This window comes from Klebsiella sp. LY (assembly GCF_004010915.1).
Classification (GTDB): Bacteria; Pseudomonadota; Gammaproteobacteria; order Enterobacterales; family Enterobacteriaceae; genus Klebsiella; species Klebsiella quasipneumoniae.
Genome location: NZ_CP022444.1, coordinates 1,854,973 through 1,869,239, shown reverse-complemented (window position 1 = coordinate 1,869,239; position 14,267 = coordinate 1,854,973). Strand labels below are relative to the sequence as shown.

Sequence of the window (14,267 nt, the reverse complement as noted above, 5' to 3'; positions counted from 1 at the left end):
ATTGCACCAGGGAAATTTAAAAATGAAAGTTATTCCAGGAGAAAATAATAAGGCATAAACCGTGGCAAAACCGTCAACCAGCCTGCTGAAAAGGCGCTTGGACATCGCAGAGATCGTTCGTAAGAACGGCGAGATCAAAGTCGACGATCTGGCCGAAATGCTGGCTGTTTCCGGGGTGACAATCCGTAACGATCTCAACTACCTCGAGCAGCAGGGCTACTTGAAACGCTCCTTCGGCGGGGCGATTTATACTGCCCAGGCTGGCGCGCCGGTTGCGGTGACCCGGGAAGCACCGGCCGTCAGGGATAAAGCGCTGGAGACGGAAATGGCTCGCCAGGTGGCGGCGCAGATAGAAGATGGCGAAACGCTGTTTTTAGGTCAGGGTTCTATTTTGCGCAAAGTGATCCCCTTTCTGGCCAACAGAGAAGAGCTTTGCCTGCTGTTAAACGATCTGGGCCATGTCGCGCTGGCGCAGGAGTTTTTAAATGGGGAAACCGTTCTGCTTGGCGGGGTGCTGTCAGGCCAGGGGCGGATTGTGGAGGGCGATCTGGCGCTGAAGGCGTTAGGCCATTACCGCCCTTCACGTGCCCTGATAGCGGTGGATCATATTGCCGAAGACGGCACGCTGAGCGTGCGTAACGAGGTCACAGCACATTTACTAAACGAGGCTGTCGCCCAGAGTAAACGAGTCATTGCGATTGTCGCGTCCCGACCGGTCTATGGCGAGAAACGTTATGCTGTGGGTGAATTGCAACAGATCAGCAGCGTCGTGACCCCGCAGGTGGTCGCGGCAGAGTACCATGCCTGCTTCCTCGCTGCGGGTTTGACCAACAGCTATACCAACAATGAATGCCTGACATGGCTCAACACGGCTTTGCATAAGACAAACCAGGAGCGGTGATGAACGTAACCATTTGCACCATCGGCGAGCTGCTGGTGGAGTTTCTCGCCAAGGAAGAGAATCAGGGTTTTTCCCGCCCCGGTGAATTTTGGGGGCCCTATCCGAGCGGGGCGCCGGCAATCTTTGCCGATCAGGTAGCTAAGCTGGGTTTTGGTTCCGTGCTGTTTAGCTGCGTGGGCAGCGACGCCTTTGGTGAGATGAACATTGCGCGGCTGGAGAAAGACGGCGTTAACGTCAACGGTATCGCCATGCTGCAGAAAGCGACCACCGGTAGCGCCTTCGTCAGCTATCGTAGTCAGGCGCAGCGCGATTTTATTTTTAACATGCCCAATAGCGCCTGCGGTTTACTGACCGCCGACCACATTGATGAGGCGCTGCTCAACCGGTGTCAGCATTTTCACATTATGGGATCGTCGTTGTTCTCGTTCCGTATTATCGATGCGATGCGTAAAGCGATTGAAAATATAAAAGGCCGCAACGGGACGGTGTCGTTCGACCCCAATATTCGCAAAGAGATGCTTAACATCCCGGAGATGTCGCAGGCTTTTGAATATATCCTCGACTACACCGATATCTTCCTGCCGAGCGACGGCGAGCTGGATTACTTTGGCCTCAATCCGGAGCGCAATGAGCAGGTCCTGGTTGATAAGCTACTGAAACGCGGCGTGAAGCATGTAGTGATTAAACGCGGGCCGCGTGGCGCCAGCTACTTTAGCGCCAACGAGACACACCATGTCGCCGGCTTCAACGTGCCAGTGGTGGATCCGACAGGCGCCGGGGACTGCTTTGGCGCCACCTTTGTCAGCCTGTTCCTCAATGGCGCCACGCCGCAGGAGGCGCTGAGATGGGCAAATGCCAGCGGCTCGCTGGCGATTAGCCAGCGTGGACCGATGGAAGGTACCTCGACGCAGGCGCAGATCAGCGCTTTTCTTGCCGCACAGCACGCTTAATCAACAAGCCCGGATAAATCCGGGCTGAAGGGGAGTGGGCTGCCAGTGTCGCGATCAGGTTACCGGCGCCGGGTTGAATACCGCCAGTTGGTTATGCAGACCCCATTGATCGGAGAAGGTTTTCTTGCGTCCGCTGGCGACGTCGAGAATAAATTCGAACAGCTTCAGCCCCACCTCCTCAATCGTCTCTTCGCCGGTGGCGATGGTGCCCGCGTTAATGTCCATTAAGTCATACCAGCGGTTAGCCAGCTCGGTGCGAGTCGCCATTTTTATCACCGGTACCGCCATTAGTCCGTAAGGCGTGCCGCGGCCGGTGGTGAACACCTGCACCGTGATGCCAGAGGCCACCTGCTGGGTGCCGCAGACAAAATCGCTGGCGGGGGTGGCGGCGTAAATCAGGCCACGTTTGGTCGGGCGCTGCCCGGGGGAAAGCACCTCAACGATGGCGCTTTTTCCTGATTTGGCAATCGACCCCAGCGCTTTTTCCACCACGTTGGCCAGGCCGCCTTTCTTGTTACCAGGTGAGGGGTTGGCGCTGCGGTCGGTTTTGCCCATATCGAGATAGTTATCGTACCAGGCCATCTCTTCCAGCAGGCGTTTACCCACCTCTTCGTTGATCGCCCGCGGCGTCAGCAGATGGATAGCGTCGCGGACTTCGGTCACCTCTGAGAACATCACCGTCGCGCCGCAGCGCACCAGCAGATCGGAGGCGTAACCCACCGCCGGGTTGGCGGTCACGCCGGAGAAAGCGTCGCTGCCGCCGCACTGCATACCTACCACCAGTTCAGAAGCCGGGCAGGTTTCCCGCTGACGCTGGTTGAGTTTCGCCAGATGGCGCTCGGCGACCTGCAGAATGTCATCGACCATCGATTTAAAGCCCACGTGCTTTTCATCCTGCAGGCTGACGATACTGGCGCTGTCCACCGGGATGCTTTTGACATCTTCCGTCCCCTGCAGCAGCCGCTCGGGCTGCAGCTTTTCACAGCCAAGGCCAATGACCATCACTTCGCCGCCGAAGTTCGGGTTAAGGGCGATATTGTGGATGGTGCGTATTGGCACCACCGCCGCTGGCGCATTAATCGCAACGCCGCAGCCATAGAGGTGATTCAGACCCACCACGCCGTCGACGTTGGGATATTTCGGCAGCAGGTCGCGTTCAATGAGTTTCACCACGTAATCGACCACGCCCGCAACGCAGTGCACGCTGGTGGTGATACCCAGCAGATTTTTGGTGCCCACGCTGCCGTCGGCATTGCGGTAGCCTGCGAAGGTATAGCCTTCCAGCGGCGGCAGCGGGGCCGGCACTTTGGTGGCCAGCGGCAGGGTGTTCAACGGCGGGGCGGTGGGCAACGCCACTAACGACTCGTCAATCCAGCTTCCTTTGGGGATGTCGCGCATTGCCAAGCCAATGACTTCTCCGTAACGGATAATTTCACCGTGGGCTGGGATATCCACCAGGGCGACTTTATGACCCTGTGGAATGTGCTCGATGAGCGTCAGGCCGTCCGGGAAACGCGTTCCGGCGGTTAATCCCCGATCGTTGACAATAATCGCCACATTATCTGTCGGGTCAACTTTTATATAAAACGCGGTAGGCGATTGTTGTCGAATTGAAATATCAGCCATTGTCCAGTTATCTCCAAACAGGTGCTAAAAATATCATTAAATGGTAATTCTGGCGCTGTTAAGCGGAATAATGAAATAAAGCATGTCAGGTGTGTCGGCGTGAAGATGTGATCTGAATCACTCCTTGTCGCCATGGACGCGCGCGGAGGGTGGGGAATCGTAAGAAGTGTGGATTAGCGCCCATAGCTTAAGGCGATTGCCCAACTAAGGCTTTAAAAAATGTGTTTATATTGTGTTTATGCATAGTGTCTGGCGAGTGGGAGCTGACTATACTGAGTCGTGTTTTTGTGACGTCCGATATGCGCATGGTTTGCCTTTTAATCGCGGGTTAATAATTTAGCAGTCACCTAACGAATATTAAAAGATGGTTAATTTGCGATGGGCTTACATTTTCCGGACTCAAGGGCAGAAAATAAAAAAGGACACCCATTCGCTGGTTTATTCTGCGGATAATATTTGGGGTCAGGCGATACGCTTTTCCAGCCTAATGGGGCTCTCTCGCCGGGCTGGTGATATAACGAATGAATTGCAGAAGTTAGCAACGATTAACGCAAGGTAAAAATCATGGATAACGCAATTTTCCCGAACAAATTTAAGGCCGCGCTGGCGGCTCATCAGGTGCAGATTGGCTGCTGGTGCGCGCTGGCCAATCCGATCAGCACCGAGGTGTTGGGTCTGGCGGGTTTCGACTGGCTGGTACTGGACGCGGAACATGCGCCGAACGACGTCACCACGCTTATCCCACAGCTTATGGCGCTGAAAGGCAGCTCCAGCGCTCAGGTGGTGCGCGTGCCGACCAACGAGCCCATCATCATTAAGCGCATGCTGGATATCGGCTTCTATAACTTCCTGGTGCCATTTGTCGAGACAGCGGAACAGGCGGCGCAGGCGGTGGCTTCTACTCGCTACCCGCCGGAAGGGATCCGCGGAGTCTCCGTTTCCCATCGCGGCAATATGTTCGGCACCGTGCCGGACTACTTCGCCCAGTCCAATAAAAACATTTCCATTCTGGTACAGATTGAGAGCCAAACCGGGGTGGACAACGTCGAGGCGATTGCCGCGACCGAAGGTGTCGACGGCCTGTTCGTCGGCCCGAGCGACCTGGCCGCCGCGTTAGGTCATCTGGGCAATGCCGCCCATCCTGAGGTGCAGCGCGCCATCCAGCATATCTTCGCCAGCGCGAAGAAGCACGGTAAGCCAAGCGGCATTCTGGCGCCGGTAGAGGCCGATGCGCGGCGCTACCTGGAGTGGGGCGCCACTTTTGTCGCCGTCGGCAGCGATCTGGGGGTCTTCCGTTCCGCAACCCAGAAACTTGCTGATGCCTTTAAAAAATAATCACCAGGATGAAGAGAGAGAACAATATGACAATCAAAGTGGGTTTTATCGGTCTTGGCATTATGGGCAAGCCGATGAGCAAAAATTTGCTGAAGGCGGGTTACTCGCTGGTGGTGTCTGACCGTAATCCGGAAGCGATTGCCGACGTGATCGCCGCGGGCGCAGAGACCGCGGCCACGCCGAAGGCGATTGCCGAGCAGTGCGATGTGATCATCACCATGCTGCCGAACTCGCCGCATGTCAAAGAGGTGGCGCTGGGGGAAAACGGCATTATTGAAGGCGCGAAACCGGGCACCGTGGTGATCGACATGAGCTCTATTGCGCCGCTGGCCAGCCGGGAAATTAGCGAAGCGCTGAAGGCCAAAGGTATTGATATGCTGGACGCGCCAGTAAGCGGCGGCGAACCAAAAGCGATCGACGGCACCCTGTCGGTGATGGTCGGCGGCGACAAGGCGATCTTCGACAAATATTACGATCTGATGAAAGCGATGGCCGGCTCCGTGGTGCATACCGGCGACATTGGCGCGGGCAATGTGACCAAACTGGCCAATCAGGTGATCGTCGCCCTGAACATCGCTGCCATGTCCGAAGCGCTGACCCTGGCCACCAAAGCCGGCGTCAATCCGGATCTGGTTTATCAGGCGATCCGCGGCGGTCTGGCGGGGAGTACCGTGCTGGATGCCAAAGCGCCGATGGTGATGGATCGTAACTTCAAGCCGGGCTTCCGGATCGATCTGCATATTAAAGATCTGGCCAATGCGCTGGATACCTCCCATGGCGTGGGCGCTCAACTGCCGCTGACAGCGGCGGTAATGGAGATGATGCAGGCGCTGCGTGCGGACGGTCTGGGCACCGCTGACCATAGCGCGCTGGCATGCTACTACGAAAAGCTGGCGAAAGTGGAAGTGACTCGCTAACAAGAAGAGCCCCTGCGCGGCCTGGTGGTTATGCCTGGTGCAACAGTGCCAGACTGCCACGGCGGGGCTAGCATGGACGCGGTATTGATGCCGTTTCCGCGTGTTAACCTCAGTTGTGACGCAGGAAGCGGCGTTTCGCGGCGCGTTTGATAATATTTATCATGCATCGCGCAATATCGCCGCCACCCTGCTGGTCGGGATGACGACAGAGGGATGACAACGGGCGGTAAACCCACTATACTGCGCGCCGAAGCTGACCAGACAGTCGCCGCTTCGTCGTCGTCCTCCTTCGGGGGGAGACGGGCGGAGGGGAGGAAAGTCCGGGCTCCATAGGGCAAGGTGCCAGGTAACGCCTGGGGGGTGTCACAGCCCACGACCAGTGCAACAGAGAGCAAACCGCCGATGGCCCGCGCAAGCGGGATCAGGTAAGGGTGAAAGGGTGCGGTAAGAGCGCACCGCGCGGCTGGTAACAGTCCGTGGCACGGTAAACTCCACCCGGAGCAAGGCCAAATAGGGGTTCATAAGGTACGGCCCGTACTGAACCCGGGTAGGCTGCTTGAGCCAGTGAGCGATTGCTGGCCTAGATGAATGACTGTCCACGACAGAACCCGGCTTATCGGTCAGTTTCACTCCTTAGAAAACCCCGCTTCGGCGGGGTTTTTGCTATCTGAATACCGGACGCAGGATGAATGACTGTCCACGACGCTATACCAAAAGCACGCGGCTTACCGGTCAGTTTCACCTCTTTATGTCAAAACCCCGCTTCGGCGGGGTTTTTGCTATCTGAATACCGGACGCAGGATGAATGACTGTCCACGACGCTATACCAAAAACACGCGGCTTATCGGTCAGTTTCACCTCTTTATGTCAAAACCCCGCTTCGGCGGGGTTTTTGCTATCTGAATACCGGACGCAGGATGAATGACTGTCCACGACGCTATACCAAAAACACGCGGCTTATCGGTCAGTTTCACCTCTCTATACCAAAACCCCGCTCCGGCGGGGTTTTTGCTATCTGAATCCGTGACGCGAATGAATGACTGTCCACGACGCTATACCAAAAACGCGCGGCGTAGCGGTCAGCTAGCGTTATTTAACCACCTTAGGATTCTGCAGCGTCGGTACCGTAGAATCTTGCACCTGATGAACCTGGCCGATAATCGTGGCGATGCTGCCGTTGCTTAAAGACTCGACGTCTGCGCTGTTATGCGATCCAAAATTAAAGGTCAGACGTTTATCCGTTTTATTCTGCTCATCGCGCATGGTCACGGTAAAATAGTAGCTGCCGGCGATGCCGCTCATTCTGCGAATGTCGACAATCACGCCGCGCACCTTAACCCATTTACCCAGATAATCGCTGCTGGCCTTCGCCGGATTGAGAGTAAACGGCTGCAGAAACTGCGCGACGGAATACGTTTGCATCGAAGCGACGGCGTCATCTCCCGGCTGAAATAATTTATCGCCTGCGGAATAAAAGGCTTTAGAGGCCAGGCCGCAGCCGCTTAACAACAATATGAAAAATACCAACGGTAATACACGAAAGCGTAATAACATACCTATCTCCTTATTTATTTTTTTAATGATATCCCTGATTCACTGGATAACGTGATGTGCGCTGATTAAATTAAAGAAAAAGTCACCACTGTCAACTATTTGATCTGCTTCTTTAATTGAAAGTAATGAGTTAATGTTGTTGTATGGAGTGTACGAATTAACATAGTGACCTCATTCATGTAATCAATGTGTTTGGTGTTTTTATTCTTATCACGAATGAAAATAATCTTTAGGTATTATTTTTTACAATTATTCACTCCCGGCTGTAAAATAATAAACCGCTATTTCTGGCAATTTCACATCAGGATAAGACAATGAAATTAATAACCCGTATTGCGTTCGCCACCCTTCTGACCAGCGGTTTCTCTCTGACGGCACAGGCCGCGGACGTGCAGGCGGCGCCAGCGCCAGCGCAGGATCCTATTGTCCAGCACTTAAAACTCACCAGCGATCAGGTGGCGAAAATTAAAAGCCTGCATCAGCAGCTGGAAAATAATGTGCAGCAGATTTCACAGCAAGACATTAAAGATGGCGCGCTGATTAACGTGATTGATTCCGGTAAATGGAATGAGAAAGCGGTGAAGGATCAGCTGGCGGCTTTCAGTAAAATTGATCAACAGGTACGTTATTATCGCGTGAAGTACTATTTTGATGTGAATCAGGTACTGACACCCGAGCAGCGTACCCAGGTGAAAAAAGATCTTGCCGACGCGCTGAGTGAATAATGCCATCGGCCCCTTTCGGGGCCGATATAAGTGGGAAGTCATCAAGGATAGCCGAATAATCCATACTGCAGGTTCAGGCGAGACTTTCTTCATCCCGCAGGCGAATCTCCGCCTCGGCAACAATGGCTTCCAGTTCGCTAAGCATCTCATCATAACCAAAGCTGACGACGCCGACGGTTTCCGGCGGCGTCGGGGCTAGCGGCGTCGGAGACGCCTTTTTTCTGTTTTTCTTCTTACTCACTGACAGACTCCATCACTTCCGTTGTTACACCGGTAAATCTATCAGCAAAGCGCGCAGCGGCGTATCGGCGACGAGGGTAATGTTAGCTTCGTCACGAATAAATGCCCCATCACCACAGGTGAGAGCCTGTTTTGGTTGTTCCTGCGCGATGGCATGGACCGTGCCGTGGATCGACTGCAGGTAGGCGCGTGGCCCATGCAATTGCACGTTGATCTGCTCACCTTTTTCCAGCGCGATATGATAGACCCAGGCTTGCTGGCGAAGCTGGAGGCTATTATTCCCCCCATCCGGTGAGGCCAGCAGCTGTAGCGGCGCGTTGGCGACCTCGATTTTCTGCTGCAACGGGTTTTCCCGCTGCGGGCAGGCATCGAGCCACAGCTGCATCCGCGTTAACGACTGCTCTTTGCTCAGATTATGCTCGCTATAGCTCACGCCAGGCTGGGTGGCGATCAGCAGTGCTTCACCGGCTTTGGCCTGCACGTGGTTGCCGTCGCTGTCGCGATACTCCGCTTCGCCTTCCAGAATCAGGTTCAGGATATCGACTTTTGGGTACGTTCTGGCCTGGAAGGAAGCGCCTGGCGCCAGCACTTCCTGATTGAGAACGCGTAAGGACGCGAAGCCCAGTAATTTCGGGTCGAAGTAGTGGCCAAAGGAGAAGGTGTAGCGGGCCTGCAGCCAGCCGAAGTCTGCTTGTCCGCATTGTTTGGCTGTTCGGGTAGTAATCATGTTCTTGACCTCTCTTTACACTAAATCAATGGTAAAGGTATGGACGCTGTATTGTTAGCCAGATATTCTGCCCGGTATGTTCAAATTTCCTGAATGAGAAAGCGATGGCCAAAGAGAGAGCATTAACGCTGGAAGCGTTACGCGTGATGGATGCGATCGACCGTCGCGGGAGCTTCGCTGCCGCGGCTGATGAGCTGGGACGCGTGCCTTCCGCCCTGAGCTACACCATGCAAAAACTGGAGGAGGAGCTGGACGTGGTGCTGTTTGACCGCTCAGGTCATCGCACAAAGTTCACCAATGTCGGACGGATGCTGCTGGAGCGCGGGCGCGTGCTGCTTGAGGCGGCGGACAAGCTCACCACCGACGCCGAAGCCCTGTCACGCGGTTGGGAAACTCACCTGACGATCGTCACTGAAGCGCTGGTGCCCACGCCGGATCTGTTTCCGCTGATTGAGAAACTGGCGACCAAGTCCAACACCCAGCTGTCGATTATCACTGAGGTGCTGGCCGGTGCCTGGGAGCGGCTGGAGCAGGGGCGGGCGGATATCGTTGTCGCGCCGGATATGCATTTTCGTTCCTCCTCGGAGATTAACTCGCGCAAACTCTATTCGGTGCTCAGCGTGTACGTCGCGGCGCCGGACCACCCGATCCACCAGGAGCCTGAACCGCTCTCTGAGGTCACCCGCGTGAAATATCGTGGCGTCGCGGTGGCGGATACCGCGCGCGAGCGGCCCGTTCTCACCGTTCAGCTGCTGGATAAACAGCCGCGCTTAACGGTGAGCACCATTGAAGATAAGCGCCAGGCGCTTCTGGCCGGGTTAGGCGTGGCGACCATGCCCTATCCGCTGGTGGAGAAGGATATTGCCGAAGGACGCTTGCGGGTGGTTAGTCCGGAATATACCAATGAAATTGACATTATCATGGCCTGGCGACGGGACAGCATGGGCGAAGCGAAGTCCTGGTGCCTGCGCGAGATCCCTAAGCTTTTTGCCGGCAGATAGTCGAGAACGCTCCTCCCGCTAGCGGGAGGAGCAGGAAGATTTAGTATGAAAAGGGTTTTGGATCGGGCCCGAATCGGTTGTTGCCTTCCGTTCCGCGCTGGCAGTTAAAGATCAGAATCACCAGCCAGCCGATGACCGGGATCAACAGCAGCAGCAGCCACCATGCCGAGCGGTCGGTGTCGTGCAGACGCCGAAACTGCACCGCCCACCACGGTAAAAAGACCAGTATGCCATAGATGGTCGTCAGAATGCCTTCGCCGCCCGCCCGCTGCCAGCCCAGCATTTTATCGATGATGCTCAATACGCCGGTCAGGATGAGGTTGACCAGAATAAACATCCAGTACTCTTTGCGCCGCGCACGGCCGCCAAATCCTATATAGTTTTTTAATACCTTGAGATACCAGTCCATTTCTACGCCTCAATTAACCGTCAATCACTTGTTTTTTAAGCGATCGCAATAAGAATAGACGTGAATGAATGGTGGGTAAATATCTGTTTTCTGAATTATTGGGCGCCATCACTGGCGCCCGACGGATCAACGGAAGCGCTGGTCGCGACCGTGCGGTTCGCTGAGATCCTGCTGCGGCCCAATGGAGATGATGCCGGTAGGGTTAATGGTTTTATGGCTGCGGTAATAGTGGTGACGAATATGCGGAAGACTCACCGTCTCCGCGATACCCGGCATCTGGTAGATGTCGCGCAGGAAACCGTAGAGATTGAGATAATCGCTGATGCGTCGTTTGTCGCATTTAAAATGGGTCACATACACCGGGTCGAAGCGTACCAGCGTCGTCCACAGGCGAATATCCGCTTCCGTCAGCTGATTGCCCGTCAGGTAACGATGCTGACCGAGGATCTGCTCCAGCCGCTCCAGTGAGGTAAACACCGCATCCACCGCTTCGTCGTAAGCCTGCTGACTGGTGGCAAAGCCGGCTTTATACACGCCGTTATTGACGTTGTCGTAGATCCAGCCGTTCAGCTCATCAATTTGTTCCCGCAGCGCCGGCGGGTAGTAATCCCCGGCTCTGGCGCCCAGGCCATCGAAGGCGGTATTAAACATACGGATGATTTCTGCCGACTCATTGCTGACGATGGTCTGCTGTTTTTTATCCCAGAGTACCGGGACGGTGACGCGGCCGGTGTAGTGCGGGTCGGCGTGCAGATACAGCTGATAGAGAAAATCGTGCTGATAAAGGGTGTCACCGGTGGCTCCCGGGAAGCTGTCGTCAAAGGTCCAGCCGTTTTCCAGCATCAGCGGATGGACCACGGAGACAGGAAGAAAGGGCTCCAGTCCTTTCAGCTTACGCATAATTAACGTGCGATGCGCCCACGGGCAGGCGAGAGAGACGTACAGATGATAGCGATCTTTTTCCGCCGCAAATCCCCCTTCGCCACTCGGGCCGGCCGCGCCATCGGCGGTGAGCCAGTTACGGAAGGCGGAAACGGAACGCTTAAAACGCCCACCGGTGGATTTTGTGTCATACCAGGTATCCTGCCAGACGCCGTCGACTAATTGTCCCATCTTTGTTCCTCCTTCTGACTTCAGATAGCAAAAGCGAGGAGTGGTCTCCTCGCTTTTTTCATTCAGTATAGTGCGCTTACCATTTCTTATTCAGTACACGGTCGATGCTGAATGCGCCCGGTCCGGTAATGGCCAGCAGCAGGTAACCGCCAGCGATGGTCAGGTTTTTCATGAACATCAGAGAGTTCACGCCTTCCGCAAAGTTGCTGTGGAACAGGAACGCGGTCAACAGGGTAAAGCCTGCGGTGAACAGCGCGGTGGTCCGGGTCAGGAAACCGAACAGAATCGCCAGTCCGCCGCCGAATTCAAGGAGGATGGTCAGCGGCAGCAGCGCACCCGGTACGCCCATGGCTTCCATATACTGCTGGGTTCCCGCATAACCGGTGATTTTGCCCCATCCTGCAGTGATAAACAGAATCGGCATCAGAATGCGCGCTACCAGTACACCAACATCTTCTAATTTTTTCATTTCTTACTCCAAAAAACCCAAAGGGCGGCGGTTTTGTTTTTTAGCGCAATCCCGCGTAGTTACACGGTGTTGCTGTCGATGGAGAGGATAGTAGCGAGGCGGAGAGGGAATTGTTAGCAAGGAAAACTGTAGATCTAGTTCAAAGTTTCTGAGTAATCGGCAAGAGGGGGGGGGGGGCGAAAGATTCCTGAACGCGATAGATCACTACCGCTCCTGGTATAGGCCTGGCCAGACGGGTAAGAGGACTGGCTGACCGCGGATGGCGGCCAGGAGGCAAGCTGTTACGAACGGCGTTGCGTATCGGGCGGGGAAGTGGCAGAGCGGGGCGCCGGGAAAAGCGCCCGCGCTCCGGGCGGCTAGCGGACTGTCGACTGGCGCAGGATCCCGCGGACCAGCCGCCAGGTACTCCATAAACCCAGTCCGCGTTTGGTCCAGCGCATTAAAAAATGCGGGTGCCGTACGGACCACACGGCCATCAGACCGCTGCCTACCATCAGCCACGAACGTAAACTGAGCAGCGTATGCCAGCCTCGGTCTAAGGGCGCAGTCGCATCCAGCCAGTGGCGGCGACAGGCGCTCAGCTCCAGCCGTTGCTGCTGGATCTGGCGCAGCAGCTGCGCCTTTTGCCGTTCACGCTCCTGTCGGCCATTCATGGTTTATCTTCCTCCAGAAGGGCACGGTCGTTCTCCAGCTCTTTCCGCGTCAGGCGCAGCAGCGTGGAGCGTCGCGCCTTACGTAAGGTAAGGATTCCGACAATCGCGGCGGCGAGTAGCAGCACGACGGTGGTGGCGATCATGACGTGCAGGCGGTACTGAGCGTCAACGGCCCAGATAACCAGCACCAGCAGACTCATGAGGCCAAACGCGGCAAACAGCAGCGTCAGTCCGGTCATGATCAGCAACTGGAAGAGGTTGGCTTTCTCCTCCTCCAGCTCCACGACGACCAGGCGCAGCCTTGTTTCCACCATTTCGACCAGCAGCGTAACGATACGCTGGCCAATGGAGAAGACGCGCTGACCCGGCCCCTGCGTGTGTTGTGTATTCGCCATAATCAGCGACGCGACAGCAGGACACCCAGCACCAGCCCGACGGCGGCGCCAATCCCGACCCCAGTCCACGGATTTTCGCGAACATAATCATCCGCTCGCGCGGCGGTCTCACGAGTTTGACGCAAAATCGCTTCGCTGGTCTCACCCAGGCGGGCGCGGCTCTCTTTCAGCGCGCTCTCCGCTTTACTGCGCAGTTTACCCATCTCTTCTTTCGACTTGTCCGCCGAGGAATTCAGTACTTCCTCCAGGGTGTCCGCCAGCGTTTTCAGTTCTGCACGAAGGTCGTCAGTCACATTCTCTTTAGCCATGTCGTTCTCCTGTAGCGTGGTCCGTATTGCGAAAGTTAATGGTGATTAGTAATCCCGAGACTCCAGCGTTTTCAACTCCTGTTGCGCTTCATTGAGTTTATGCTGGCGTTTGTTGATTTTGTCCGCATCGCCTTTCTTCCGGGCTTCCTGCAGATCGCGCTGACGTTCAGCGATCTCTTCCCGCTGTTTGGCAATTTTTTGCTGATGATCGGCTTTGAGTTTACTGTCGCTGCAGTTCTCCCGTACCTGACGTAGCGCGGTATTTAGCCCATCAATGCGACTTTGATTGTGATGCTTTTCGGCATAGCTGATCTCTCGTTGAATATCCTGCTCTTTTTCCTGGCAGGGAGAGGCGGCTATGGCGCTGGCGCTAAGTGAAGACAGGGCCAGAAGCAGAGCGATGCGGTGTTTCATGGATAGTACCTTCCATTGTCTTAGGGTATACCCGGAGGATAAACCCGTTCCCGTTGGTAAACGTGAATGCGTTGATTCACGCAGGTTTAAGCATAGTAACAAATGCGGGAAACCACCAGACTGCGTTGAAAACGCAGTCTGACGGCCGTTTACCCGAGCCGATGCGGCGCGTCGCGCAGGCGGGATAACCAGGCGGTGGGCGAGTTATCGTCCTCCAGCAAGGCGATAATATAACCATGTGGCAGAGCGCGACCGAGAACCTCTTTCGCCGCCGCGCCCTGGGCGGTGGAATCAAACTTAATCAGCAGGCCATCCTTTTGCGGCGTAATGCTCTTGAAGCGGATACCGTTAGCGTCGAGGTGATGCCAGACGGAGAAACCATCCGGCATACTGACGCCCTGGCCAACCGGACGGATCGCCAGCGTGGCCTCCTGCTGCTGCACCGCCAGCCAGAGCCAGAACAGCACGCAGAGCAAAAGAGAGCCACCCAGCAGCCAGCTGAGCTGGCGCAGGGAAGGGCGTTTTATGAC

General features: G+C 55.6%; 18 protein-coding genes, 1 other RNA gene and 1 pseudogene. 8 read left to right on the top strand and 12 right to left on the bottom strand.

Annotated features, from left to right (window positions below; all coding sequences use genetic code 11):
• Positions 1–97 precede the first annotated feature (97 nt).
• Together CE636_RS11960 and CE636_RS11955 are read left to right on the top strand one after the other, a co-directional pair.
• The gene (locus CE636_RS11960; RefSeq protein ID WP_072140524.1) at positions 98–901 is read left to right on the top strand and encodes a DeoR/GlpR family DNA-binding transcription regulator; all 804 of its coding nucleotides are present in this window, start codon (positions 98–100) and stop codon (positions 899–901) included.
• A complete protein-coding gene (locus CE636_RS11955) occupies positions 901–1,851 on the top strand; it encodes a sugar kinase (RefSeq protein WP_004206140.1) in 951 nt (316 codons plus the stop codon). The genes CE636_RS11960 and CE636_RS11955 overlap by 1 nt, the downstream gene beginning before the upstream one ends.
• Positions 1,852–1,905: 54 nt before the next feature.
• Here CE636_RS11955 and garD read toward each other — a convergent pair whose 3' ends face one another.
• Positions 1,906–3,477, bottom strand: coding sequence for a galactarate dehydratase (garD, locus tag CE636_RS11950; protein ID WP_017901471.1), 1,572 nt, complete (start codon positions 3,475–3,477; stop codon positions 1,906–1,908).
• 564 nt (positions 3,478–4,041) lie between these two features.
• Here garD and garL point away from each other — a divergent pair.
• The 4 genes and pseudogenes from garL to rnpB all read left to right on the top strand — a co-directional run bounded on the left by garL (position 4,042) and on the right by rnpB (position 6,361).
• A complete protein-coding gene (gene garL / locus CE636_RS11945; protein WP_004206138.1) occupies positions 4,042–4,812 on the top strand; it encodes a 2-dehydro-3-deoxyglucarate aldolase in 771 nt (256 codons plus the stop codon).
• Between the two features lie 26 nt (positions 4,813–4,838).
• Positions 4,839–5,729: a 2-hydroxy-3-oxopropionate reductase gene (gene garR, locus CE636_RS11940; RefSeq protein ID WP_004206137.1), complete on the top strand. Its 891-nt coding sequence runs from the start codon at positions 4,839–4,841 to the stop codon at positions 5,727–5,729.
• A gap of 71 nt (positions 5,730–5,800) precedes the next feature.
• Positions 5,801–5,946: pseudogene (locus CE636_RS11935) on the top strand (glycerate 2-kinase); the annotation flags it as partial.
• A gap of 32 nt (positions 5,947–5,978) precedes the next feature.
• Positions 5,979–6,361: RNase P RNA component class A (gene rnpB, locus CE636_RS11930), an RNA gene on the top strand.
• A 457-nt stretch (positions 6,362–6,818) separates the two neighbouring features.
• Here rnpB and CE636_RS11920 read toward each other — a convergent pair.
• Positions 6,819–7,283 carry an OB-fold putative lipoprotein gene (locus CE636_RS11920; protein ID WP_004206136.1) on the bottom strand — a complete coding sequence of 155 codons (465 nt, stop codon included), beginning with the start codon at positions 7,281–7,283 and terminating at the stop codon, positions 6,819–6,821.
• 314 nt (positions 7,284–7,597) lie between these two features.
• Between CE636_RS11920 and CE636_RS11915 the strand changes: the two genes are divergently transcribed.
• On the top strand, positions 7,598–8,008 hold the full coding sequence (locus CE636_RS11915; RefSeq protein ID WP_004206135.1) for a Spy/CpxP family protein refolding chaperone: 411 nt from the start codon (positions 7,598–7,600) through the stop codon (positions 8,006–8,008).
• Positions 8,009–8,081: 73 nt separating this feature from the next.
• Here the strand turns inward: CE636_RS11915 and CE636_RS28715 are convergent, their stop codons facing one another.
• Both CE636_RS28715 and CE636_RS11910 read right to left on the bottom strand, forming a co-directional pair.
• Positions 8,082–8,249, bottom strand: a complete 168-nt coding sequence (locus tag CE636_RS28715) for a hypothetical protein (protein ID WP_004206134.1) — start codon at positions 8,247–8,249, stop codon at positions 8,082–8,084.
• Positions 8,250–8,273: 24 nt separating this feature from the next.
• On the bottom strand, positions 8,274–8,975 hold the full coding sequence (locus tag CE636_RS11910) for a pirin family protein (protein ID WP_017900661.1): 702 nt from the start codon (positions 8,973–8,975) through the stop codon (positions 8,274–8,276).
• Between the two features lie 104 nt (positions 8,976–9,079).
• Between CE636_RS11910 and CE636_RS11905 the strand changes: the two genes are divergently transcribed.
• Positions 9,080–9,976: a LysR family transcriptional regulator gene (locus CE636_RS11905; protein WP_004144865.1), complete on the top strand. Its 897-nt coding sequence runs from the start codon at positions 9,080–9,082 to the stop codon at positions 9,974–9,976.
• A 40-nt stretch (positions 9,977–10,016) separates the two neighbouring features.
• On the opposite strand, the gene CE636_RS11900 is transcribed toward CE636_RS11905, so the two are convergent.
• The 8 genes from CE636_RS11900 to mzrA all read right to left on the bottom strand — a co-directional run bounded on the left by CE636_RS11900 (position 10,017) and on the right by mzrA (position 14,264).
• Positions 10,017–10,385 carry a DUF805 domain-containing protein gene (locus CE636_RS11900; protein ID WP_017900662.1) on the bottom strand — a complete coding sequence of 123 codons (369 nt, stop codon included), beginning with the start codon at positions 10,383–10,385 and terminating at the stop codon, positions 10,017–10,019.
• Positions 10,386–10,511: 126 nt separating this feature from the next.
• A complete protein-coding gene (locus CE636_RS11895; protein WP_017900663.1) occupies positions 10,512–11,498 on the bottom strand; it encodes a glutathione S-transferase family protein in 987 nt (328 codons plus the stop codon).
• Between the two features lie 76 nt (positions 11,499–11,574).
• Positions 11,575–11,967 (bottom strand): DoxX family protein, encoded by a 393-nt coding sequence (locus tag CE636_RS11890; protein ID WP_002917920.1) that lies wholly within the window; start codon positions 11,965–11,967, stop codon positions 11,575–11,577.
• A gap of 356 nt (positions 11,968–12,323) precedes the next feature.
• Entirely contained in the window at positions 12,324–12,620 is a 297-nt protein-coding gene (locus CE636_RS11885) for a YqjK-like family protein (protein WP_017900664.1), read from the bottom strand.
• Positions 12,617–13,015: a phage holin family protein gene (locus tag CE636_RS11880; protein WP_004206125.1), complete on the bottom strand. Its 399-nt coding sequence runs from the start codon at positions 13,013–13,015 to the stop codon at positions 12,617–12,619. The genes CE636_RS11885 and CE636_RS11880 overlap by 4 nt, the downstream gene beginning before the upstream one ends.
• Before the next feature lie 2 nt (positions 13,016–13,017).
• Positions 13,018–13,323, bottom strand: coding sequence for a DUF883 family protein (locus tag CE636_RS11875; protein WP_002917916.1), 306 nt, complete (start codon positions 13,321–13,323; stop codon positions 13,018–13,020).
• Between the two features lie 45 nt (positions 13,324–13,368).
• A complete protein-coding gene (locus tag CE636_RS11870) occupies positions 13,369–13,737 on the bottom strand; it encodes a DUF1090 domain-containing protein (protein WP_004206124.1) in 369 nt (122 codons plus the stop codon).
• Between the two features lie 149 nt (positions 13,738–13,886).
• The gene (gene mzrA / locus CE636_RS11865; RefSeq protein ID WP_164852390.1) at positions 13,887–14,264 is read right to left on the bottom strand and encodes an EnvZ/OmpR regulon moderator MzrA; all 378 of its coding nucleotides are present in this window, start codon (positions 14,262–14,264) and stop codon (positions 13,887–13,889) included.
• Positions 14,265–14,267: the final 3 nt, after the last annotated feature.

Excerpts from the sequence above, each read along its gene's own strand:
- CE636_RS11955 (WP_004206140.1), top strand. The coding sequence starts at position 901 with ATGAACGTAACCATTTGCACCATCGGCGAGCTGCTGGTGGAGTTTCTC.
- garD (WP_017901471.1), bottom strand. The coding sequence starts at position 3,477 with ATGGCTGATATTTCAATTCGACAACAATCGCCTACCGCGTTTTATATA.
- garL (WP_004206138.1), top strand. The coding sequence starts at position 4,042 with ATGGATAACGCAATTTTCCCGAACAAATTTAAGGCCGCGCTGGCGGCT.
- garR (WP_004206137.1), top strand. The coding sequence starts at position 4,839 with ATGACAATCAAAGTGGGTTTTATCGGTCTTGGCATTATGGGCAAGCCG.
- CE636_RS11920 (WP_004206136.1), bottom strand. The coding sequence starts at position 7,283 with ATGTTATTACGCTTTCGTGTATTACCGTTGGTATTTTTCATATTGTTG.
- CE636_RS11915 (WP_004206135.1), top strand. The coding sequence starts at position 7,598 with ATGAAATTAATAACCCGTATTGCGTTCGCCACCCTTCTGACCAGCGGT.
- CE636_RS11910 (WP_017900661.1), bottom strand. The coding sequence starts at position 8,975 with ATGATTACTACCCGAACAGCCAAACAATGCGGACAAGCAGACTTCGGC.
- CE636_RS11905 (WP_004144865.1), top strand. The coding sequence starts at position 9,080 with ATGGCCAAAGAGAGAGCATTAACGCTGGAAGCGTTACGCGTGATGGAT.
- CE636_RS11900 (WP_017900662.1), bottom strand. The coding sequence starts at position 10,385 with ATGGACTGGTATCTCAAGGTATTAAAAAACTATATAGGATTTGGCGGC.
- CE636_RS11895 (WP_017900663.1), bottom strand. The coding sequence starts at position 11,498 with ATGGGACAATTAGTCGACGGCGTCTGGCAGGATACCTGGTATGACACA.
- CE636_RS11890 (WP_002917920.1), bottom strand. The coding sequence starts at position 11,967 with ATGAAAAAATTAGAAGATGTTGGTGTACTGGTAGCGCGCATTCTGATG.
- CE636_RS11885 (WP_017900664.1), bottom strand. The coding sequence starts at position 12,620 with ATGAATGGCCGACAGGAGCGTGAACGGCAAAAGGCGCAGCTGCTGCGC.
- CE636_RS11880 (WP_004206125.1), bottom strand. The coding sequence starts at position 13,015 with ATGGCGAATACACAACACACGCAGGGGCCGGGTCAGCGCGTCTTCTCC.
- CE636_RS11875 (WP_002917916.1), bottom strand. The coding sequence starts at position 13,323 with ATGGCTAAAGAGAATGTGACTGACGACCTTCGTGCAGAACTGAAAACG.
- CE636_RS11870 (WP_004206124.1), bottom strand. The coding sequence starts at position 13,737 with ATGAAACACCGCATCGCTCTGCTTCTGGCCCTGTCTTCACTTAGCGCC.